Source organism: Psychromicrobium ferritrahens (assembly GCF_043789415.1).
GTDB lineage: Bacteria > Actinomycetota > Actinomycetes > Actinomycetales > Micrococcaceae > Renibacterium.
In genome coordinates this window covers 1,132,172-1,152,568 of sequence record NZ_JBDLLW010000001.1, presented here as the reverse complement: position 1 = coordinate 1,152,568, position 20,397 = coordinate 1,132,172, and the positions used below count along the sequence as shown (strand labels likewise).

Here is a 20,397-nt window from a genome sequence, read left to right as displayed (position 1 = left end):
TATTGAGTCACGCCCTATTGTGGAAAGGTGAAAACAATCGGGCTGCTGGGCGGTATGAGCTGGGAGAGCTCCGCCCTCTATTACAAAACCGTCAATGAACTGGTCAAAGAGCGGCTGGGCGGCCTGCACTCCGCCCGCTGCATCATGGTCTCGGTGGATTTCGCCGAGATCGAGCAGCTACAGGCTTCGGGTGACTGGCAGAAGGCGGGCGAGTTACTAGCCGACGAAGCCCGTGCCCTGGAAGCCGGCGGAGCGGATTTCATCGTGCTCTGCACCAACACCATGCACAAAGTCGCTGAGGCCATCGAAGCCGCAGTGCGGATACCGCTGCTGCACCTCGCGGATGTCACGGCTCACGCGGTGCAGCGGGCGGGCCTGCAATCGGTCGGTCTGCTGGGCACGGCGTTCACCATGGAGCAGTCCTTCTATCGGGATCGCATTGCGAGCCACGGCTTGGAGGTGATTGTTCCGGACGCCGAGCAGCGGCAGAGTGTGCACCGGGTGATCTACCAGGAACTGGTGCTCGGCATCGTCACCGAGGAATCCCGGGCTCAGTACACCGCGATCATCGAATCCTTGCAGGCCAGGGGAGCCCAGGGCGTGATCCTGGGCTGCACCGAAATAGAACTGCTGGTCAGCCAGAGCAACAGCCCGATCCCGGTGTTTCCGACCAGCAGGATTCACGCGGTCGCGGCAGCTGAACTGGCTCTCAGCGAATAACTGGCTCTCACCGAATAACTGGCACTCACCGAATAAAAGGCACTCCTCGGAGAGAAGTCCCGTCCGACAGAGCTTTAGGCATCATCCTGAGCCACATAGACCCAGGCCTCGGCTCCGGACGCCAGGATGACCGACACCCGGGCGTAATCATCGACCTCGTAAGCGTCCGCGGCTCCGAGTTCCTCTTCGGTGAGTTCCAGGAACGCTCCTGCCACCGAGTCGCCAGCCGATCCTCTCCGCAGGATGGGGTGGCGGTCCGAGCCGCTGGTGGCGATTACCTCTGGGTCGGTGATCAGCACCTCGTCCAGCACAAAGCCGGGTAAGGCATCGGAGATAGTGGGCACCGACCGGCCAAAGAGGGCCTGTTGCACCTCGGGCTGGCGCAGGGTGCCGTAGGAGAAGAGTCGCTCGCTCACAGCACGATTGTAAGCACAGCGGTTCGCAGTGGTGGTGCGTTCGAGGGCGCTGCGGCAAGCTATCGCGGGAGCTGAAGCGATGACATACTGAAGCCATGCCTCTTGGAATGAAACTTGAACTGACCTTCGATCCGGACCATCTGACGCTCGGAGAGTTACGAGCCTTCCTGTTGAAGGCTGAGTCGGCGGGGGCAACCGACAGCCAGCCGGTGAGTATCGATCTCGATGAGAACGAAACGGTCTCCGGGCTCTCCCTCATCGTCGCTTAGCCCAGACTGACGCCTTCGCGCACCTTGTTCGGCTCGAACTCGATCACCGCGTACTCAGCAATGCCCTGAACGCTGAAGGGATCCTCGGCCAGCCGAGCATCCAATTCGGCACGATTCAAACCACTGGCCAGGATCACCCCGCCGGTTCGTGGCACTTTTCGCCCGGAGGCGAGGAAGACGCCGTCCGTATAGTTCTGCTCCAGCCATTCCAGATGAGCCGGAATGAACCGATCCACCTGCTCCAGTTCCACTAGGTAGCTCAGTGAGACAATGAACATGCCAGGCTCCTCCGGTCCGATGATTAGCGGCTGATCCTCAATTTACTGGCCTCGAGTGCGCCAGCGGTCAAGCTATCTTCCCGGCCGAGCGGGCTCATTCGGCCAAGATGTGCCGCGCGAAATCGCCGACTCTGCGGATCAACTCGTTGAAGAAGGCCTCCGGATCGGTCCGGGTAACGATCTGCGCATTAGAGGGCCGCCCCCAGAGCCCGTGCCAATCAGCAATCGTCGCGCCGCGGCTCAGCGTGCCGGTCAGTTCGACGTCGACAGTGGCTTCTCGCGTTTCCGCGATCCCCGGGGACAACGCCACCGCGGCGGCGAAGGGATCGTGCAGATGGCTGATGTAGCCCTGCTCGTGCTCGGCGTGGAACTCGAAGTAGAAGCGGACGGCGTCGATCAGCTGGCGGACCAGCGGGTTCGAGGTCTGCGAACGCAGGCCCTTGGCATCGTCGGGGCCCGGCAGTTCGATCGGGCTGCTGCCCGCAGCCTCAGCCAGCCGGGCCAGGTGCTGCGGCGTCATCACGATCGTCTCCGTGACATCGAGGGGGCAGATCACCGGCTGCCGTTCCGGGGGCAAGCCGGAGAAGGCATCGAAAACCAATTTGGCGGCTTCTGGGTCCACCGCTACGTTCCATTCGCTGCACGGCGTGGTGTTGCCAGGGTGGTTGAAAGCTCCGCCCATCACCACGATCCTCTTCAGCAGGTGCGGCAGTTCCGGTTCCAGCTTGATCGCCAAGGCGAGGTTGGTCAGCGGGCCGGTGATCAGTCCGGTCACCTCTCCGGGCCGGGCCCGCGCGGTCTCGATCCAGAGCTGAGTGGCATGACGTGTTGAGAACTTCGATTGCGGCGCGGGCAATTCGGCGTAGCCGATGCCTTGCGGGCCATGGGTCTCCTCGGTCGTCATCAGTGGCGCCAGCAGTGGCACCTCGGCGCCCAAGGCCACCTCGATGCCACTGCGTCCGCACAATTCCAGCCAGGCGAGATTATTGATCCCCACCTGCCGGGCTGGAACATTGCCGGCGGTGCAACTGATGCCCAGGATCTCGGCGTCTTCGCTCGCCAGCAGGTAGATCAAGGCCAGGGAATCGTCGATTCCAGTGTCCACGTCCATCAACAACGGTGTTGTGGAAGTGGCGGCGCGGGTGAATGTCATGCTTCAGTTCTAGCAGGCCGCGGACGCTCAGGCCTGCTCGTTGCCCTGGGCCTGCTTCGCTGCGGAGTAATCGGGGAGCTCCTGCAGGGCCCAGCTATTGCCATCCGGGTCGGAGAAGTAGATGAATCGTCCCCAGTCCATATCGATGATCTCGCTGGTCTCTACGCCGCGGCTGCGCAGATCGGCGAAGGTCTCCTCGACGCTGTCGATCACCATCATGACGCCCTTCTGGGTTCCCGGAGGCATCTCGACGACACCCTCACCGAGCACGATGGAACAGGCCGACCCAGGGGGAGTGAGCTGCACGAAGCGAAGCTGATCGTTCACCCGATGGTCGTGATCGGCGATGAAACCGACCTGATCAACATAAAAAGCTTTCGCTCGATCCACGTCAGTGACCGGGATCGGAACAACTTCGATTTTCATTGTCAGTGCCATGAGAGGCTGCCTTTCTTAGTTGGTACTCCCAGCTTAAAATCCATTCCGGCCAGTTTCTGACCTAAAGAAAAATAATCAGGACAATTTTCTGGACAGGTCATCTTCCGGTCAAAATCGCGCCACAGAGTTCATCGCGTTACGGTAGATACATGCCTTCCGAAGCCTATGGCGATACCGGTTTGTCCGGCCAAGCCAATCCACTGACCTCCCCTTTGCCCCGCATTCGAAATGTGCCCGCGGATATTGCCCGCTCCTGGCTGCTGGTCCCAGCGACTCAGCCCGAGACCTTCGATGCGGCGCTCACCTCGCGCGCTGATGCCGTGGTGCTCGACATCGAGGACGCCGTTGACCCCTCGCATAAGTCGTCAGCGCGTCACGACGTGCTGAGCTGGTTGCATCGCGGTGGCCGGGCATGGGTGCGGATCAACGATGTGAGCAGTGAGTTCTGGGCTGAGGACGTCGCGGAACTGCGCAACACTCCCGGCTTGCTCGGCGTCATGCTGGCCAAGACCGAGAGCGCTGAACAGGTCAAGGAGACCTACCACCGGTTGGATGGCAACACCAAGGTGCTGGCACTGGTGGAATCAGCGGTGGGAATCGAGGAAGCGAATAATATCGCCCGGGCTGAAGGGGTCTTCCGCTTAGCGTTCGGGTCCGGTGACTTCCGCCGGGACACCGGTATGTCGGCGGATCGTGAAGCGATGGCCTATCCCCGCGCCAAGCTCGTGGTGGCCAGCCGGGTGGGCAATCTACCCGGGCCGATCGACGGTCCGACGGTGGGCACCAATCATCCGGTGCTGCGTGAGCAGTCGGCGGTGACCGTCTCCATGGGGATGACCGGCAAGCTCTGCCTGCAAGCGGATCAAGCCACGGTGATCAACGAAGTCATCTCACCGGCTCCCTCCGATGTCGCCTGGGCCACCGATTTCATGGCGGACTTCGATGCTCGTGGTGGCGTGATCAGGGATGGTTCTGACCTGCCTCGTCTGGGCCGGGCACAGAAGATCATGAAGCTCGCGGTGGCTTTCGGCGTGCAGCCCGCCAGCTAATGCTGGTGCGCGGCGTCGACTGGAGTTCTGGTCGGCCGTTTTTGCGAGGTGCGGAGGGCGAAAGCTCTCTCGAGCCGGGAACCACTCTTCGCTTCCGGGTACTTGACGGGCGGCGTCATTGCCTGGGGTTCTCTCGGATCGAGATCTCTGTGAAGAACTCGAGTGGGCCGGCCGCTCCAGCTCCGGGCCCGACCTCTGCTCAGCAGATCCCCTGCCCGCAGGGAGCGCTCGCCGAGCGCGGGTATCAGTGCGGCTCTTGCTTCTCGCGCGATGACTTTCGCTTCATGCATGATTTCCACCGCAGCGGGACCGCGCCGGAGGGGCTGCGGATTTATCTGTCGCAACCCCACTGGCTCTACATCGCGAGTTTCGCCAACGGGGCCTCTAAAGTGGGCACCGCTTCGCAGCTGCGCAAGGCGATCAGGCTCTCCGAGCAGGGCGCGGTGGCCGCGCAGTATGTGGCGCACGCCGATGACGGTCGCATTGTGCGAATCCTTGAGGATTCGGTGAGCGAGGGCCTGGGCCTAGCTCAGCTGGTGCGTTCGGCCAATAAACTCGGTTCGCTCACTGAGGCCTGGTCTTTCGACGCCGTCAGCCGCGCCAATCGAGAACTCGCCGATCAAGTGCGCGAGTATTTGAGCGCGATCACCATCGATGGCTTCCGAGTGGTCCAGCAGGACTGGCAACTGCCCGCCCCCTCCGCTGCTTTTCTGCCGGGCCCGTCGGATTCCGCTCCGCAGAGCTACCCGCTGCCGCTCGATTCGGGAGAGCACGGTCTGCCGATCACCGCCGTCCTCGGCTCTTTTGCGTTGCTCGAGCTGGAAGGTCAGCGCTTCGTCGCTCATCTGGGCGAGCTGAAGGGCAAGCTGATTGAGCTCGGAGACTTCAGCAGCGAACTCCCGGCGCTGCAGAATTCGCTGTTCTAACGCCGCTGCTCTGCCGCTCCGGTGCGGGGCAGTCGCGGCAGCCACTAAACTTGGACCGTGCTCAATGAATTCTGGGAATCCTCCGGCCTGGCCTACCGGGTCATCGTCTTTTCTGCGATGGGTCTGCTCGCGGTCGGCCTGCTGCTGACGATTCTCGGCGCGAACCTCGGCAATTCCGGCCTGATGTGGGCCGGAATGCCCTTCCTGGGGCTGGGTGCTCTGCTGCACGTCGTCGGCATTGGAGTGCGTGGCCGCGAAGTGCGCCGCAGGGTCAAAGCAGCCCAGCCCAAGAAGGGCTGAACGAAGGGGTCGCCTCCAAGAGCAGGCGGCGCAGCGGGCTCAGCCGATTTTCGCACGACGCAGCGTGAACACCGCGAGTACCGCTGCGGCGAGCATCAGAACACCGCCGACGACGGCGATCACCGAGGCACCGTGATCAAAGGCCGCCATGGCGGAATTCCGCAGCGCCTCGGCTGAGCCATCCCCCATTTTTCCAGCTATTTCAAGGGCTCCGCCTAAGGTGCCCTCGGCTTTGTGCTGTGCTTCGGTTGCCAGGCCTGCCGGTAATTGCAGATTCTGGCGGTAGACCGCGGCGAGAATCGAACCCAGGATGGCGGTGCCCAGCACCGAGCCCAGTTCATAAGCCGTTTCGGAGATCGCTGAGGCGGCTCCCGCCTTATTCGCTGGAGCCGAGCTGAGGATCAGATCGTTGGAGATGGTCTCGGCGGCACCGATACCAGCCCCCAGAATGGCGAAGGCCAGCAGCACCACCGTGATGGGTGGTGGGTCGATCAGCGCTACCAGGCCGTAGCCGAGGGCGTTCAGCAGCAGTCCAGCGGTCACCAGCCATACCGGTCTGACCCGCCGGGCGAGTGGCACCACGGCGAGACCCGCGAGTACGGTCACCGCGAGACCCGGCAGCAGAGCCAAACCGGCCTGTGGCGGAGTCAGCCCCTCAACCAATTGCAGGTGTTGTGAAATGAAGAACAAGAACCCGACGAGTGAGAAGACGCTCAGCAGATTCGCCAATACGGCTCCGGTGAAAACCGGATTCTTGAAGAGTTGCACTTCCAGCATGGGGTCTTTTCGGCGCAGCTGACGCCGCACGAACAGCCAGGCGCTGAGCAAGCCAATAGTGGCCGGAGCGATTGAGGCGATGCCAAAACCTTCGGTGGCATAAGACTTGATCCCGAAGACCAGGGGAACCATCGCGGTGAAGGAGAGTGCAATGCTCACCGGATCGACGCGGCCGGGCTTGGGGTCGCGGGACTCAGGGATGAAGATCGGCCCGAAGACGAGTAACGGGATCAGCACCGGAACGGCGAGTAGGAAGACTGACCCCCACCAGAAGTGCTCCAGCAAGAAGCCGCCGACAATCGGTCCGAGTGCCGCACCTCCGGAGAAACCGGCCGCCCAGATCGCGATCGCTGTCCTGCGTTGCCGTGGGTCCAGGAAGATATTGCGGATCAGGGACAGCGTGGAGGGCATTAACATAGCGCCGAAGAAACCCAGCAGAGCCCGGGCAGCGATCAACCAGGCCGCGTTCGGCGCGAAGGCCGCGAGAGCTGAAACCACAGTAAAACCGGCGCCGCCGATGAGCAGCAGGCGCTTACGGCCGATCCGATCGGCGAAGGACCCCATGGAGACCAAGAGCCCAGCCAGGACGAGCGGGTAGATATCAACGATCCAGAGCAGTTCCGGAGCGGACGGCGAAAGGCTGGTGGAGATTTCTGGGATGGCAAAGGAAAGCACCGTGTTGTCAACCGCGACCAGTAAGACGGGAAGCATCAGCACGGTGAGCGCGAACCAGTGACGGGCTGTGGCGCGAGGCTGCTGTGCTGCGCCGGAAAGCTGGGGAGAGGGTGCTGAAGCGGACATCAAGAGCTCCTGGTAGGGTTCAGATAAGATTACTATACCGTCCAGACGGTACAGTAATCAACTGAGGTTGAAATCCTCTAGTGTTCTGTTCAGGAATTTGGCTGAGGAGCTGGTGTCTGTGGTTGAGTCGCGGAAGGGAGAGAATGGAACAATGTCCCGAACATCTACCGTCAAGGATCGAGTCCTGCATGCCTTTGAGACCCTGATTCTCAGGGACGGTGAGCGAGCGGCGACCCTTGAAGCGGTTGCCGCGGAGGCCGGAGTCTCAAAAGGCGGTTTGCTCTACCATTTCGGCAGCCGTGAAGCACTCGGTGAGGGGCTGATCGAGCGCCTGAAGACCCTGGCTCAGGAAGATCTGGAGTTGATGGCTCAAGCCTCTGAGGGAGCGGCCCAGTACTACGTGAGAACGTCCGGGCAAGCCGATATGGAACTGGATCGCACCATCGTCGCGGCGCTCAGATTAGCTCACGGGCAGGAAGCGCGGGTGCGCACGGTCTTTGCCGAAATTCAGCTCCGCTGGTTCGAGCTGATCCGCGAAGAAGTCGGTGATCCGGCGATTGCGCAGACCATTATCTTGATCGGTGATGGCCTGTACTATAACTCCTCGCTGCATGGGCAGGGCCTGGGGGTGGCGGACACTGCTTACCCGGAGAGACTGGAATCCTTGCAGCGGGTGGTGGAGGGGCTCAAGGGATTAGCTCAAAGCAAGCTCGGCGCAGGTAAATAGCGGAGGGTCAGAGGAATCTCCCTGAAGCTATCCCCGCTGAATCCCGGTTCTGCTGGGCAGGGCTGACTTATCCCACTGAAACCCGCTTTCAGTGGGGAATAGTGCAGTTCGCTCGGGGCCCCTCGGGCTATAGCGCCTATCCTCCTCCCAACAAACGCTGGCGCGTTTGCCGGGTCCCTCGGAGGATAACGCCTCTAGCCCTCCCCACCCTCACAAGTTCGGTTGGGGCCCCTCGGGCTATAGGCTTAGACATATCGTTGTCTTTGTCTAGGAGAACCATGTCCCTCAATCCTGATCTGCTGGGCCGGGTCTATCCGGCGGCAGCAGTTTATGACGTCGGCCGGGAGAAAATCCGTGAGTTCGCCGCAGCGGTCAAGGCGAGCCATCCCGCCCATTACGACGTCGCAGCAGCTCAAGCGCTAGGCTATTCCGATCTCCTGGCACCAGCGACCTTCGCCATCATCGTGGCCCAGAAGGCGGATTCCCAATTGATCCTGGATCCGGATTCCGGAATCGACTTTTCCCGTGTGGTGCATGCCGAGCAGCGCTTTACCCACCACCGGCCGATCGTCGCCGGGGACGCCTTAGTCGCCGAACTTCACGTCGATTCGGTCCGCGCCATGGGCGGTGGCGCGATGATCAGCACTCGGGCTGAAATCACCACCACGGACGGCGAAGCGGTAGCGACCACTCGCTCCGCGATCCTGGTGCGCGGTCAAGAGGAGGATGCTGAATGAGTGCCGATTTTTCCGAACTCAGTGTCGGCCACCAGATCGGTGAGCGCAGCATAGAGGTGAGTCGGGCCGATCTGGTTCGCTATGCGGGTGCTTCGGGCGACTTCAACCCAATTCACTGGAACGAGCGCTTCGCACGTGAAGTTGAGTTGCCCGGCGTGATTGCGCACGGCATGTTCACCATGGGCTCGGCGGTTCAGCTGGTTTCCGATTGGGCCGGAGACCCCGGTGCGATCATCGACTATCAGACCCGTTTCACCAAGCCGGTTCCGGTCCCGGATGACGAGGCCGGAGCGGTCATTGAAGTGATCGGTGTGGTGGGTGCCCTGGATCAGGACGCTCGCACGGCACGTATTGACCTGACTGTGAGTACCGGAGGACAGAAGGTGCTGGTCAAAGCGCAAGTGCTAGTTCAAATGAAGTGACTGAATCCCCAGAGCAGCGGGCCGCCCGGCTCAGGCAATGGCGCAACGGCGTCATGCTCGCCTACTTTATGTCCGGAGTGGGTGCTGCTTCCTGGGTCGGTCGGATTCCAGCGATCCGTGATGGTCTCTCGCTCACCCCGGCGTCGATCGGCGGGTTGCTGCTCTGCCTCAGCGCTGGTTCTTTCATCTCGGTTTCCCTCTCCGGTCTGGTGGTCGCCAGGCTGGGACCCCGCCGTTCCACCATTCTCGGCTCGCTGCTGATGTCACTCGGACTCGTGGTGACCGGGCTCGGTGTAACAGCTTTCCAAAGCCCGCTGCTGACCGGCATCGGACTCGCCACCATCGGAATCGGCGTCTCACCGTGGAACACCGCCTCCAATGTTGAAGGGGCCTCTTTAGAACGAGCCCTTGACCGGCATATCATGCCCAGACTGCACGGCGGCTTCAGCGCCGGGACGGTCGTCGGTGCCGCGCTCAGCGCCGTGGCGGCGGGAGTGCGGCTGCCGGTGCTCTGGCATCTATCGGTCACCGCGGTTTTGGTGGCCAGTTTGGTGTGGTGGGCAACCCGAAGCTTCCAGGCCGGGATAATTCACCCGGCTCCGGTCTCCAGCAGCCGGACGATCGAGCTCACCAGGGATCCGGTGACCGGCCCCATTCCGGTGGTGCAGCCCGGTCAGAAACTTGATGCGAAGAGCCAGGTCGGCGCTGCCTGGCGGGAACCACGGACGTTACTGATCGGCGTTCTCGTGCTCGGGCTGGCGCTTGCCGAAGGAGCGGCGGGGGACTGGGTGCCCCTGGCGCTAGCCGATGGCTACGGACTCAATAACGCAATGGGTGCGCTCGGCTACGGGGTCTTCGTGACCGCGATGACGATCGGTCGATTCAGCGGCACCTTGCTCCTGGATCGTTGGGGTCGCGTGGTGGTGCTGCGGATCTGCGCCACTGCCGCCGCAGCGGGGCTGCTGCTCTTCGTCTTTGCACCAGCCCCGGCCTGGGCCTTTGCCGGCTTGGTGCTCTGGGGCCTGGGCTCTTCACTGGGATTCCCGGTGGGCATGTCAGCGGCGGCAGACGATCCGGTGCGCGCAGCCGCCCGGGTATCCGTGGTGTCCACCATCGGCTACGGTGCTTTTCTCGCCGGGCCCCCACTGCTCGGTCTGCTCGCCGAGCACATTGGCATCCTGCACTCCTTGCTCGCCGTTCTGGTCCTGATCGTAGTGAGTTTCGTGCTCACACCGGTCACCCGCAAGCCGGGCGCTGCTGTGCGCGAGGTGTAGCCATGGCTCCCTTCTGGCGGAGTGAGGGGCCGCCGTCGAGTCACCACCCCGCTCCCGTCCCTTCCTTTTCCAGCCGTCCCATCGAATGTTGACGGTGTGAAGGGTGTGACCGTTGTAGAGATACTTCCGCCTCATCAGTAACACTCAGTGGGACGGCTGGAAAAAATAGAGGGCCCCTCGGGAAGTAGGATTGAGCCTATGAGATTGGCAGAATTGACCACTTCGGGGGTCGGCGGCGAAGCCGGGGAATTCATCCGGGCGGAGTCTGAGGCGGAGCTGATTGAAGCAGTCCAAGCCACGGATGCCGCGGGAGAGGAGCTGCTCATCATCGGTGGCGGTTCCAATCTCCTGGTGGCCGATCAAGGCTTCCACGGCACCGTGCTGCAGATCGCCTCTCAGGGATACACCGTCTCTTCGCAAGATCGCTGCGGCGGTGCCTCCGTCGTCGTGCAGGCCGGCCATCCCTGGGACGAGTTAGTGAAAGAAACCGTGCTGCACGCCTGGAGCGGCCTCGAAGCTCTTTCCGGTATTCCCGGTCTGACCGGTGCGACGCCGGTGCAGAACGTGGGAGCCTACGGTGCCGAGGTGGCGCAGACCATTGCGGCTATCCGAGTCTGGGACCGTCAGCTCGGTCGGATCACCACCTTCAGCCACTCCGAGATCGGCTTCGCGTACCGGGATTCCCTGTTGAAGAGGGCCACCACCGGCGGATCGCCGCGCTATGTCGTGCTCACCGTCGAATTTCAGCTGGCTTTGGGGCGGATGAGCGCTCCGGTGCGTTACGCCGAGCTTGCCGGTAAGCTCGGCGTCGCCATCGGTGAACGGGCGTATGCGACAGATGTGCGCAAGGCGGTGCTGGAGTTGCGTGCCGCCAAGGGTATGGTGCTTGACCCGGAGGATCGGGACACCTATTCAACGGGCTCGTTCTTCACCAACCCGATTGTGCCGCGCGCCTGGGGTGAGAAATTGCCCGCCGCGGCTCCGAGGTACCCGGTGGAGAACCCCGGAGGTGAGGGAGTGGTGAAGCTCAGCGCTGCCTGGCTCATTTCACACTCCGGCTTCGACAAAGGGTTCGGAAGCGAGCTGACCGAGGGGCGGGCCAGTCTGTCCACCAAACATTCCCTTGCCGTGACGAACCGCGGAGCCGCCCGGACCGAAGATCTGCTCGCCGTGGCTCGTGCGGTTCGGGACGGGGTGCAGCGAGAATTCGGCATCACCCTGGAACCGGAACCCCTGCTGATTGGCTGTGCGCTCTAACCCCGGTTGAGGAATTCAGTGGTATTCGGTTTGCTCGACTCTGCGATAACCGAGCACGGCGACCGTTCCGCAGATCAGGAAATAGCAGCCCAGGATGATCATCGCTGCAATATTTAGCGAACCCGTCAACGCCGTCCCAATCAGGTCCGTCCAGGCTCCTGTCGGACTGAAAGTATGCAGAAATTGCAGAGGTCCGAGGTGCACAGGGCCGAAGAGCCCGCCCACGAAGGACAAGGGGAAATAGATCAGATTGGTGATCGGCACAGCTCCCTTGACCGGTAGCCAATACCCTAGAGCCAAGCCCAGGCAGCCATGGACGATGCCGCCGAGCAGCAGGGCTAAACCACCGAAGCCAAGCTCGCCAGCACTCGCGGAGAACAGCGCCCCATTGATCAAGCCGATGAGCAGCAAGGGCAGGGCGAAGACCACGGAGAAGATCAAGGCCGTGAGCAATTGCGCCAGAATGCGCAGCCGCGAACTGGCCGAAAGAGTCAATAGATAGAGGTTCCAGGGCTCATTCCGGTTGGCCGCAATGCCCACTCCGAATTGGAACATCACGGTGCCCAGCATGGCGAAAGCCAAATAGTTGAAAAGCGCCTGAGCCGGGGGTAGATCGCTGTGCGAACCGGCCATCAGGTAGAACAGAGCCGGCAACGCAGCCAGCGGTAAGAAGAAAGCGGGCAACCGGAACAGTTCCAGGAACTGGATCCGAATGTACTCGAAAAGGTATTTCACTTCTGCTCTCCGTTCAGCAGAACGCTCACGGCGTCCTCGAGTGAGGCCTTCACGATTTGCAATTGCGGGTCAGCGATCGTCTCGACGATCAGTCGCCCGGCGCGATCCGGCTGCGGCGTCACGAGCCGGTACCTTCCGTGACCGAGTGGCTGCAGCGTACCGAAGTTCTTCAGCCCTGATGGAGGGCCGTCCGCGCTGAAGAAGCTGAGATAGTGGGTGTTCAAGGTGCTGCGAATAGCCTCCGTGCTATCGCTGAGCAGAGCACTGCCGTCCTTGATCAGCGTGACGGTATCCGCAGTGGCTTCGATCTCGCCGTAATCGTGGGAAGCCATAATGACGCAACGGCCCTGCTGTTTGAGGTCCAGCAGTAAAGCGCGCACCTGGGCGCGGCCATCGATATCCAGCCCAGCCAGTGGTTCATCGAGAACCAGCACCGGAGCGTTCGACATCAGGGCTGCCGCGATGCCTAAGCGGCGCAACTGACCGCCGGAGAGGCTGCCGCACTGGGTCTTCCGGATTCCGCGCAGTTGCAGCTTTTCCTCGACCACGGAAAAATCCAGAGGTTCTGGGTAATGAATGGCGATGAACCTCAGCACTTCAGCCACCGTGAGGGTAGGTGGGAAGGACAGCGCCTGGGGCACGCAGCCCAGTAAGCTGGCCTGCGGCCCGCCGCGCCGAACTCGCTGGCCGAGCACGGTGACCTCACCGGAACTGGCGGTGCGGACGCCGCACAGAATATTCAAGGCCGTCGACTTACCCGCCCCGTTCGCGCCCAGCAGGCAGTGCACCCCGGCGCCGAGGTCGAGGGAAAAATCCTGGAGCGCGGTTTTGCGGGGATAGCGTTTGGTGACCCGCTGCCAGGAAACGATTGCTTCGCTCATGCGGCAGTCCTTCCGGGAAAGTCCGGCTGGCCGAAAGCAACGCTGTAGAGCACGGACTGTTCGACGCCGTCCAAGCAGAGCAGATCATCGATCTTCTGATCGATGAAACCACCCACCGCGCAACTGGCCAGCCCGCTTTCCTGGGCGCACATGATCATGGCCTGAGCCAGATGACCGGTCTCAATCAGGGCGAAACGATACGAACGCTGCCCGTACTTGACACGCAACCGCGGCATCGAGGCGATGAAGAACACATGGAAGGCGGAATGCTCGGCGAGATTCTGGAAGACCAGGGATTCCTGGAGGAACTTTCGGGGATCCTGTTCGAGCGGTAAGCGGTGAACCTCCGCCGTGGCGGGGGCCAGAGCATAGAAACCTTTCGGCAGCCCCTGCACGTTATTGACGCAGAGGTAGCAGTCAATCGGGTAGAGACCTCCAGCCGAGGGCGCACCGCGACCGTAGCTCGTGGTGACGCACGCCGATTCCCGCAGCACGGTGCTGAAGTCCTGGAAGCTCACCGGTGCATCGGAGAACGACGGCGCGGAATGTCGGTTACGCAGCACCTCGGAGACCCTCGACCCCCACCGCGAGCTGCCCAGAGCATACCGTTCAATGCCCGGATAATTGGCGCTGGGAACGCCGAAACTCGCCAGCGCTTCAGGATCGTTGATCAAATCGTGGGCGTACATCGCCGAGGACGAATCACTGATCCAGCGGTACAGCTTCGAGGCCAGATGAAAGTTCTCAGCCGGATCGTCTAAAGACATCCAGGGCAGGATCTTTTCCGATGACGCGCTCATGCTTTTCCTACTTTCAGAGAAGTTTCAGGGAAAGGGGTGGGGATGATGATGCCGGGCAGCAGGGTGCTGACCGAGGTGTGGCTGATTGACATCGAGGGTGGCTGCTTGAGGGCTCAGTGCCCGAATCACATGCCAGCCATTGGCGGCGACGTCGGAAGAGCGCAGATCAGCCAGGAAGATCTCCCAGCCGGCCCGCTCAGCAGCGGCCAAGGCCTCGGGCAGGCCCATTTCGCCATTGCGAACGAACTCTGATTCACTCACCCTGGGGCCGGAGTCCAGGAACAGGTTGAATTCGCGATTGACCAGTTGGGCGTGGAAGCCGATGTGCTCTTCCAGGGTCTGCACCGAACTGGCCGGGAGCGGGCGTTGCGGGATCTGGCGTGCCCAATTATGGGTATGCACCGATTCAATGAAGGCCGCCACCATGGCCTCCTTGATACTGGCCTTGGCAGAGCATCCTACGGCCAGGCCCACTTCGGCAGAACGCGCGCAGGAGAGCACTACCGGGGTGCCCCCGACGCCGCTCAACCGCACCAGGGTGACTTTCACTCCGAGGATCGTGAGCTGCCGGCAGATGCCTCTGAGTTCTGGGGAGAAATGCTGTGGGATGTTCTCCGGGATCTCCAGGCATTCACCCTGGATTTCCTGGTACCAGGAGCGCATGAAGGCATCTCGTTCAATGAGTTCGAAGACGGCGGCTCGAGCCGCCATGCCATAGTTCCGCCCCGAGGCCAAGCCGCTTGAGGTGATGGTGCACCAGGGGATCTCGCCACTCGGGCTGAGATAGACCAGGTCTGCGGGCACCGCGACCGCGGAGTTATCAGTGCTGCGGTAGGCGGTGACATAGCGCAGTTCTTCCAGGGAATCGGGGTGAACATAGGGGAAGTCCGGCGATGCGTATTGGGCTTCGCTGAATTGCCTGAATTCTCGGGCCGGGATGCGCGCTGAGCTCGGCGGATCGTCGTGGTATTCGGGGGCCACCCCGGCTGAGTACCTTTCGATGAACTCTCCGGTGGCGGAGCCGAAGAGCTTGGCGGAACCCAGGCCGAAACCGGTCGATGACTGATCCGGTAAGCGGATCCTCATGAAGCTCGGTAGGTGCGGTTGATGAATCACCAAGGCCGGTGCATTGATCGCACCGGGGCGGACCCTGACCGCCTGGACCGCGGGAACCAGGCCGACGTCGGGCCCGATCAGCCCGCTGCGGAGTGGATTGGGCTGAGCCATGGATAGCTGGTCGACAACTTCCCGTATTTTGAACATGTCGGGCAACGCGGAACACTCCAAACTCTTGAGCTGTAGGTGGTGAGGGACGCGGGATCGAAAATCGTGCACGCCCCAATGAGCTCACCGCGTTGCTGGTAAAAAGCTCCAAGGGCCAGGCGCACCGCCAGGTTGAGGCCCAGGGCGAGGTCGGCCGGGTTGAATTCTCCCGCGGAACTGCTGCTGTGAAAACGCAGATATTCATCTGGCCAGTCGGTGAGCGCGGCCTTTCGGGCGATCAGACATTCGAAACAAGCGGTGAGGCCCGGGACGACGGCGGGCCCGATGATGATTTTCTCGCCGTCGGAAGGAACCACTGGCACGAAGCAGGTTCCCGAATCGAAGAGCTCCCGGCACTCGCGAATCATCTCCGGAACTGTGCTCCTGACCAGGATTACCGGGCTCAGCCTCCGCGCGTCGGCGGTACTCAGCCGGATCACCTCCGGGAAATTCGCGGCCGCTGCCCTCACCTGAGCTTCCTGGCTTTCCGGAGTATCGAAGCACAGTCGCTGCGGGGCCCCTGCTAACTCTTTCAAACCGTCAATTTCTCCCAAAAGACCCGAGGAGCGCCGGACCACTCCAGCCGCGGTCAGAGCACCCAGCAGGTGTTCCGGATCTTTCAGACCCGGAACACCCAAGGCCACCTCCTCGGCCGTGCGGTGCTGGCGCAGGAAGCCGAAGAGCAGCTTTGCAAACTCCTGATTCTCGCGGAACCGCACGATCGAGCTTCCGCACACCAGCACGAAGGAGTCTTCGAAATCTGATAGCTGAGTTCCCTCGGTGAGCAGATAGGTGGTGGTGCTCATGGCTACGGCTTCAGTGGCTTCTGCCAGGCGGTGCAGGAAGAGGACAGCGTGATGGTGGTGTCGCCGTCACCCATGGTCGCCGGGGTGACTGCGGGGCCGCTGAGCTGGAAGTCGAGCTCGATCAGCGCCTCAGGCATGATCTTGCCGGGCTGAGTTTCCATTACTTCTGGCATTGCGAGCGAGTTATTCATGGTGCTCCTTATCTACATCGGGTGTTCCGGCGGCTGCCGGAAGTCTTCGCTGCTGAAGACTTGGGTTGAGCGTAAATAGGTAACCGACGGAGTGTCAATCGGTGATATACGAAATGTGGATAAGGGAATGAGTTCGCTGGTTCAGCGAGCTCATCGGCGATATTTCAGGGTTCCGCTGAATCCCGGAAGGAATCGGCGATATTTCTAGATTTGATGCAGTAATAGTGGATCCAGGTCTGACTGCTTTGGCCGCCGCGGTGGTAGACGCCGGGGAGCCGCACCATGGGTATCGGAGCTATTTCCACGACCTCGTTGAGCCACGACCTCGTTGAGCCACGACCTCGTTGAGCCATGACCCCGTTGGGCCAGCGCAGCGGTGGAATCACCGCACCCTACCCCGGTAGGGGGTGGAACGGTTCCCACGGGGGATGCATCCCCTCAAACCAGCCGGTTAGCTTGAAAGCCTCCACACATAAAGCGGAAGGCTTCAATTCATGTCCACGGCAGCGTTAGACCGGGATTCACGTCCCCACCGGAATCGGCAAGCGACCGAGTTTATCGAGCTTGCAGATCAGGTCCGTGCCGCGGGGCTGATGGAGCGAGATATCGCCTGGTACATCGGCCGGATGATTCGGCTGGGGCTGGGCTTTGCAGCAACAGGAGTGATGTTATGGTCCTTTGGCGAGTCATGGTGGCAGTTATTGACAGCTGTCGTCTTCAGTTTCTTCTGCGCGCAGGCCGGGTTCCTGGCGCACGACGCCGCACATCGCCAGATCTTCGCCTCCGCTAAGGCGAATGAATGGACCGGCCGCGTGGTCGGCAACCTCTTTGTCGGCTTGAGCTACGGCTGGTGGATGTATAAGCACGGCAAGCACCACGCCAATCCGAACAAGATCGGCGTGGACCTGGATATCGCCGCGGGCACAGTGGTCTTCGATCCGGACGACGCACTCAAGCGCACCGGCCTGGCGCGCTGGTTCGCGGCACGTCAAGGGTATTTCTTCTTCCCCTTGCTCACCCTGGTCGGCCTGGGTCTGCACGTTGACGCCATTAAGCGGATCTTCGACAGGCGGGAGATTGTGCCGCAGCGACGCTGGGAAATCATCTTCCTGATGGTCCGGCTGCTCGGCGTGCCACTCGCCGTCGGGTTGGTCTGCGGGCCCTGGATCGCGCTGGCCTTCATGGGCGTTCACCTGGCGACTTTCGGCCTCTACATGGGCGGTTCCTTTGCGCCGAACCACAAGGGGATGCCCTTGGTGCCCAAGGACGTCAAAATAGATTTTCTCCGCAGACAGACCCTGATGAGTCGCAATATCTCCGGCGGCTGGTGGGTCGACGCCGGAATGGGCGGTTTGAATTACCAGATCGAGCATCACCTCTTCCCCACCATGTCCTCGCGAAATCTGCGCAAGGTCCAGCCGATCGTCAGGGCTTTCTGCGCCGAGCGGAAGATCACCTATACCGAGACCACGCTCGGGCGCTCCTACTTGATCGTGATGAAGTACCTGAACCGGGTCGGCCTGGGCCAGCGAGACCCCTTCGAATGCCCGGTCACCGCGCAACTGCGCAGCGCCCGCTAGCGGGAATCCGCTGCCCCTTCCTCTCGCGGGCTCGAGGTGGGGGCCCCTGCGGATTCCCTTATTCCCGTAGGGGTTTTTGTGGGAGGGTTCTTTCGGTTCGGCTGTCCCTTTCTCTCGCGGGCTCGAGGTGGGGGCCCCTGCGGATTCCCTTATTCCCGTAGGGGTTTTTGTGGGAGGGTTCTTTCGGTTCGGCTGTCCCTTTCTCTCGCGGGCTCGAGGTGGGGGCCCCTGCGGATTCCCTTATTCCCGTAGGGGTTTTTGTGGGAGGGTTCTTTCGGTTCGGCTGCCCCTTCCTCTCGCGGGCTCGAGGTGGGGGCCGCTGCGGATTCCCCTATTCTGTTTAACCCATCCCCACTGAATCATGGGTTTCGCTGGGCTAAGCTAGCTCTCCCCAGTCAAACCTGTGATTCGGTGGGGGTGGATTCGGCCAGTACTTCGAAGGGGGATTCCACGTCTCCGCGCCAGGCTTCGATACCTTCGCGAACGGCCAGCGCGGCCACGATCAGTGCGGCCACCGAGTCGGCCCAGCCCCAGCCGAAGAGCGAGTTCAGCAGCAGCCCGATCAGTACGGTACCGGAGAGGTAGCTGCACAGCACGAGTTGCTTGGCATCCGCTTGCACGCTCTTGGAGCCGAGTTCCTTTCCGGTGCGGAATTCGAACCAGGCGAGTGCCGGCATCACAATCAGGCTGAGCGCAGCGATCGCTATTCCGAGCGGGCTGCGCTCAGCTTCTTGAAGGCCGCCGAGAGCGAGCGCGGCATTGATGATCACGTACAGCGCGAGCGCGAAGAAGGCGATACTGATCGCTCGTACCGTTGGCTTCTCCCAGCGCTCCGGATCTCGTCGACTGAATTGCCAGGCGATCGCCGCAGCGGATAGCACTTCGATGATCGAGTCCAGTCCGAAGCCGATTAGCGCGGCAGAGGAAGCCAGTGTGCCCGCGGTGACCGCGATGATCGCCTCAAGCACGTTGTAAGCGATGGTGAATCCGACGATGAACCTGACTCTCCGGTGAAGCCGACGCCGCCGAGCTTGGCTGAGCGTCGCGCTCATCGGGCGTCCGAATCGCAGCAACCGGGTATCGGGCAGCTCGGGTCCAGGCACGCCGTGTTTTCGTCCACAGCCAGCGTCACCTCGACCAAGGCGGTCAGCGCCCGCGACAGATGGGGGTCGGAGATCTCGTAACGGGTCTGACGCCCTTCCGGTTCGGCGACGACAATCCCGCAATCGCGTAAGCAGCTCAGGTGGTTCGACACATTGGATCTGGTGAGTTCGAGTTTTCTGGCGAGAACCGCCGGATAGCTCGGTCCCTCAAGCAGTTCCATCAGAATCCTGGAACGAGTGGGGTCGGCCATTGCCCTGCCTAATCGGTTCATCACATCGAGTCGAGAAGTAATGGTCAGCATGTACTGACCATACAGTGAATGCTGACCATTTGAAAGAGGGGGAAGCGGATTCTCTCGGTCTCCCAACGAACGGGTGATTCAATAGGGTGATGAAGGCTCCGACGTCGTCGCTCGCCCGACTGCGCCTGCTCAGCCAGGCCCTGTTGGCCAGCTCCCTGAGCAGCCCCGTCGAGGCCGTGCGCTGGATGCTCGCCCTGCAGGCCCAGGATCTGCCGGGGGCGCTGTATTCAATCGGCCTGCGAATGCCGCGCCCGGCGCTCTCACAGGTCAGGGCGGCTCTTGATACGGGGGAAGTGGTCCGGTCCTGGCCGATGCGCGGTACGCTGCATCTATGCGCTGCCGAAGACCTCGGCTGGATGCTGTCTCTGACCGGGCCGCGAGTGATTGCCTCGATGGCAAGCCGGAATCGGCAACTGGGGATTTCGGACGCCGACCTTGGCCAGGTTCGTGATCTGGCGTTGGCCGCCGTCACCGGTGGTGGTGCAAGCAGAGAAGAGCTGCTGGCCGCGTTCAGCGCTGCCGGCCAACCGGTAGAGCAGCAACGCGGGATTCACCTGATCGGTGTGCTCTGCATGCAAGGTCATTTGGTCCAAGGGCCGATGAGAGGGGCCAAGCAACTCTTCATGGCCAGCCAGGAGTGGATTTCCCAACCCAGGGAACTGGATCGGGAGGAAGCGCTCACGGAGTATGTGCGCAGGTATTTTCGCTCGCACGGCCCGGCCACTGTGAAAGACTTTTGCTGGTGGAGCAAACTGCCGCTGCGGGACGCTCGCCTAGGCCTCGCTGCGGTGCGGCAGGAACTCGCGGTTCTCGACGTCGACAGTGAGGAGCGCTTCCTGGCCCCCGAGACTCTCGAACTGCCGCCCGCCAGTGCGAGGAGTCTGCTGCTCCTGCCCGGGTTCGACGAGTTCTTACTGGGTTACGCGGATCGCTCGCATACCCTCGCCGTCGAGCACGCATCGCGCATCGTGCCGGGCAATAATGGCATGTTCATGCCGACCATCGTCTACGGCGGTCGAGTGGTGGGTACCTGGCGGAAACCGAGCAGCCCCAAGGGGCGGGTCGAGTTGCTGCCTTTCGAGCCGCTGAGCCCCGCCGTTCAGCGTTCAGCCGAGATCGCCGCGGAACGATACCAGCGGTTTCTACGAGGATGAGTGTTGAGTAGTCCGCCCCACTGAATCCAGAGCTTGGG

General features: G+C 61.9%; 25 protein-coding genes. 12 read left to right on the top strand and 13 right to left on the bottom strand.

Annotated features, from left to right (window positions below; translation table 11 throughout):
* Window positions 1–27 precede the first annotated feature (27 nt).
* The gene (locus ABDK06_RS05360; protein ID WP_394939668.1) at window positions 28–720 is read left to right on the top strand and encodes an aspartate/glutamate racemase family protein; all 693 of its coding nucleotides are present in this window, start codon (window positions 28–30) and stop codon (window positions 718–720) included.
* A gap of 74 nt (window positions 721–794) precedes the next feature.
* On the opposite strand, the gene ABDK06_RS05355 is transcribed toward ABDK06_RS05360, so the two are convergent.
* Complete coding sequence (locus tag ABDK06_RS05355; RefSeq protein ID WP_394939666.1) at window positions 795–1,136, bottom strand: gamma-glutamylcyclotransferase family protein; 342 nt, start codon at window positions 1,134–1,136, stop codon at window positions 795–797.
* Between the two features lie 95 nt (window positions 1,137–1,231).
* On the opposite strand from ABDK06_RS05355, the gene ABDK06_RS05350 reads away from it, so the two are divergent.
* A complete protein-coding gene (locus ABDK06_RS05350) occupies window positions 1,232–1,405 on the top strand; it encodes a hypothetical protein (protein WP_394939664.1) in 174 nt (57 codons plus the stop codon).
* Here the strand turns inward: ABDK06_RS05350 and ABDK06_RS05345 are convergent.
* The 3 genes from ABDK06_RS05345 to ABDK06_RS05335 form a co-directional block, all read right to left on the bottom strand.
* Complete coding sequence (locus tag ABDK06_RS05345; RefSeq protein ID WP_394939662.1) at window positions 1,402–1,683, bottom strand: YciI family protein; 282 nt, start codon at window positions 1,681–1,683, stop codon at window positions 1,402–1,404. The two genes, ABDK06_RS05350 and ABDK06_RS05345, sit on opposite strands and share 4 nt — an antisense overlap.
* Before the next feature lie 94 nt (window positions 1,684–1,777).
* Window positions 1,778–2,836 (bottom strand): nucleoside hydrolase, encoded by a 1,059-nt coding sequence (locus tag ABDK06_RS05340; protein ID WP_394939660.1) that lies wholly within the window; start codon window positions 2,834–2,836, stop codon window positions 1,778–1,780.
* A 27-nt stretch (window positions 2,837–2,863) separates the two neighbouring features.
* The gene (locus tag ABDK06_RS05335) at window positions 2,864–3,262 is read right to left on the bottom strand and encodes a glyoxalase superfamily protein (RefSeq protein ID WP_394939658.1); all 399 of its coding nucleotides are present in this window, start codon (window positions 3,260–3,262) and stop codon (window positions 2,864–2,866) included.
* Between the two features lie 161 nt (window positions 3,263–3,423).
* On the opposite strand from ABDK06_RS05335, the gene ABDK06_RS05330 reads away from it, so the two are divergent.
* The 3 genes from ABDK06_RS05330 to ABDK06_RS05320 are packed head-to-tail and all read left to right on the top strand — an operon-like array spanning window position 3,424 to window position 5,549.
* Window positions 3,424–4,323, top strand: a complete 900-nt coding sequence (locus ABDK06_RS05330) for an HpcH/HpaI aldolase/citrate lyase family protein (protein ID WP_394939656.1) — start codon at window positions 3,424–3,426, stop codon at window positions 4,321–4,323.
* A complete protein-coding gene (locus ABDK06_RS05325) occupies window positions 4,323–5,249 on the top strand; it encodes a DUF2797 domain-containing protein (protein ID WP_394939654.1) in 927 nt (308 codons plus the stop codon). The genes ABDK06_RS05330 and ABDK06_RS05325 overlap by 1 nt, the downstream gene beginning before the upstream one ends.
* Window positions 5,250–5,306: 57 nt before the next feature.
* Window positions 5,307–5,549 carry a DUF3188 domain-containing protein gene (locus tag ABDK06_RS05320; RefSeq protein ID WP_394939652.1) on the top strand — a complete coding sequence of 81 codons (243 nt, stop codon included), beginning with the start codon at window positions 5,307–5,309 and terminating at the stop codon, window positions 5,547–5,549.
* A 39-nt stretch (window positions 5,550–5,588) separates the two neighbouring features.
* Here ABDK06_RS05320 and ABDK06_RS05315 read toward each other — a convergent pair whose 3' ends face one another.
* Window positions 5,589–7,127 (bottom strand): MFS transporter, encoded by a 1,539-nt coding sequence (locus tag ABDK06_RS05315; RefSeq protein ID WP_394939650.1) that lies wholly within the window; start codon window positions 7,125–7,127, stop codon window positions 5,589–5,591.
* A 151-nt stretch (window positions 7,128–7,278) separates the two neighbouring features.
* Between ABDK06_RS05315 and ABDK06_RS05310 the strand changes: the two genes are divergently transcribed.
* The 5 genes from ABDK06_RS05310 (at window position 7,279) to ABDK06_RS05290 (ending at window position 11,544) form a co-directional block, all read left to right on the top strand.
* Window positions 7,279–7,854: a TetR/AcrR family transcriptional regulator gene (locus ABDK06_RS05310; protein WP_394939648.1), complete on the top strand. Its 576-nt coding sequence runs from the start codon at window positions 7,279–7,281 to the stop codon at window positions 7,852–7,854.
* 278 nt (window positions 7,855–8,132) lie between these two features.
* A complete protein-coding gene (locus ABDK06_RS05305) occupies window positions 8,133–8,591 on the top strand; it encodes an FAS1-like dehydratase domain-containing protein (protein WP_394939646.1) in 459 nt (152 codons plus the stop codon).
* Window positions 8,588–9,013 carry a MaoC family dehydratase gene (locus ABDK06_RS05300; RefSeq protein WP_394939644.1) on the top strand — a complete coding sequence of 142 codons (426 nt, stop codon included), beginning with the start codon at window positions 8,588–8,590 and terminating at the stop codon, window positions 9,011–9,013. Before ABDK06_RS05305 ends, ABDK06_RS05300 begins: the two co-directional genes overlap by 4 nt.
* Window positions 9,010–10,287, top strand: a complete 1,278-nt coding sequence (locus tag ABDK06_RS05295; protein WP_394939642.1) for an MFS transporter — start codon at window positions 9,010–9,012, stop codon at window positions 10,285–10,287. The genes ABDK06_RS05300 and ABDK06_RS05295 overlap by 4 nt, the downstream gene beginning before the upstream one ends.
* Before the next feature lie 198 nt (window positions 10,288–10,485).
* On the top strand, window positions 10,486–11,544 hold the full coding sequence (locus ABDK06_RS05290; RefSeq protein ID WP_394939640.1) for a UDP-N-acetylmuramate dehydrogenase: 1,059 nt from the start codon (window positions 10,486–10,488) through the stop codon (window positions 11,542–11,544).
* Between the two features lie 15 nt (window positions 11,545–11,559).
* Here the strand turns inward: ABDK06_RS05290 and ABDK06_RS05285 are convergent, their stop codons facing one another.
* The 6 genes from ABDK06_RS05285 to ABDK06_RS05260 are packed head-to-tail and all read right to left on the bottom strand — an operon-like array spanning window position 11,560 to window position 16,220.
* Window positions 11,560–12,279 carry a hypothetical protein gene (locus ABDK06_RS05285; protein ID WP_394939638.1) on the bottom strand — a complete coding sequence of 240 codons (720 nt, stop codon included), beginning with the start codon at window positions 12,277–12,279 and terminating at the stop codon, window positions 11,560–11,562.
* Window positions 12,276–13,160, bottom strand: a complete 885-nt coding sequence (locus ABDK06_RS05280; RefSeq protein ID WP_394939636.1) for an ABC transporter ATP-binding protein — start codon at window positions 13,158–13,160, stop codon at window positions 12,276–12,278. Before ABDK06_RS05280 ends, ABDK06_RS05285 begins: the two co-directional genes overlap by 4 nt.
* Window positions 13,157–13,960, bottom strand: coding sequence for a SagB/ThcOx family dehydrogenase (locus tag ABDK06_RS05275; protein WP_394939634.1), 804 nt, complete (start codon window positions 13,958–13,960; stop codon window positions 13,157–13,159). Before ABDK06_RS05275 ends, ABDK06_RS05280 begins: the two co-directional genes overlap by 4 nt.
* Before the next feature lie 24 nt (window positions 13,961–13,984).
* Window positions 13,985–15,187, bottom strand: coding sequence for a YcaO-like family protein (locus ABDK06_RS05270; protein WP_394939632.1), 1,203 nt, complete (start codon window positions 15,185–15,187; stop codon window positions 13,985–13,987).
* Window positions 15,154–16,029 (bottom strand): TOMM precursor leader peptide-binding protein, encoded by an 876-nt coding sequence (locus ABDK06_RS05265; RefSeq protein ID WP_394939630.1) that lies wholly within the window; start codon window positions 16,027–16,029, stop codon window positions 15,154–15,156. Before ABDK06_RS05265 ends, ABDK06_RS05270 begins: the two co-directional genes overlap by 34 nt.
* A gap of 2 nt (window positions 16,030–16,031) precedes the next feature.
* Entirely contained in the window at window positions 16,032–16,220 is a 189-nt protein-coding gene (locus ABDK06_RS05260; RefSeq protein WP_394939628.1) for a hypothetical protein, read from the bottom strand.
* 494 nt (window positions 16,221–16,714) lie between these two features.
* On the opposite strand from ABDK06_RS05260, the gene ABDK06_RS05255 reads away from it, so the two are divergent.
* Complete coding sequence (locus tag ABDK06_RS05255; protein ID WP_394939626.1) at window positions 16,715–17,800, top strand: fatty acid desaturase family protein; 1,086 nt, start codon at window positions 16,715–16,717, stop codon at window positions 17,798–17,800.
* 395 nt (window positions 17,801–18,195) lie between these two features.
* Here ABDK06_RS05255 and ABDK06_RS05250 read toward each other — a convergent pair whose 3' ends face one another.
* Together ABDK06_RS05250 and cmtR are read right to left on the bottom strand one after the other, a co-directional pair.
* Entirely contained in the window at window positions 18,196–18,852 is a 657-nt protein-coding gene (locus ABDK06_RS05250; protein ID WP_394939624.1) for a cation efflux transmembrane domain-containing protein, read from the bottom strand.
* A complete protein-coding gene (cmtR, locus tag ABDK06_RS05245) occupies window positions 18,849–19,205 on the bottom strand; it encodes a Cd(II)/Pb(II)-sensing metalloregulatory transcriptional regulator CmtR (protein WP_394939622.1) in 357 nt (118 codons plus the stop codon). The genes ABDK06_RS05250 and cmtR overlap by 4 nt, the downstream gene beginning before the upstream one ends.
* 89 nt (window positions 19,206–19,294) lie before the next feature.
* Here cmtR and ABDK06_RS05240 point away from each other — a divergent pair, with 89 nt between their 5' ends.
* On the top strand, window positions 19,295–20,359 hold the full coding sequence (locus ABDK06_RS05240) for a winged helix DNA-binding domain-containing protein (protein ID WP_394939620.1): 1,065 nt from the start codon (window positions 19,295–19,297) through the stop codon (window positions 20,357–20,359).
* Window positions 20,360–20,397 lie beyond the last annotated feature (38 nt).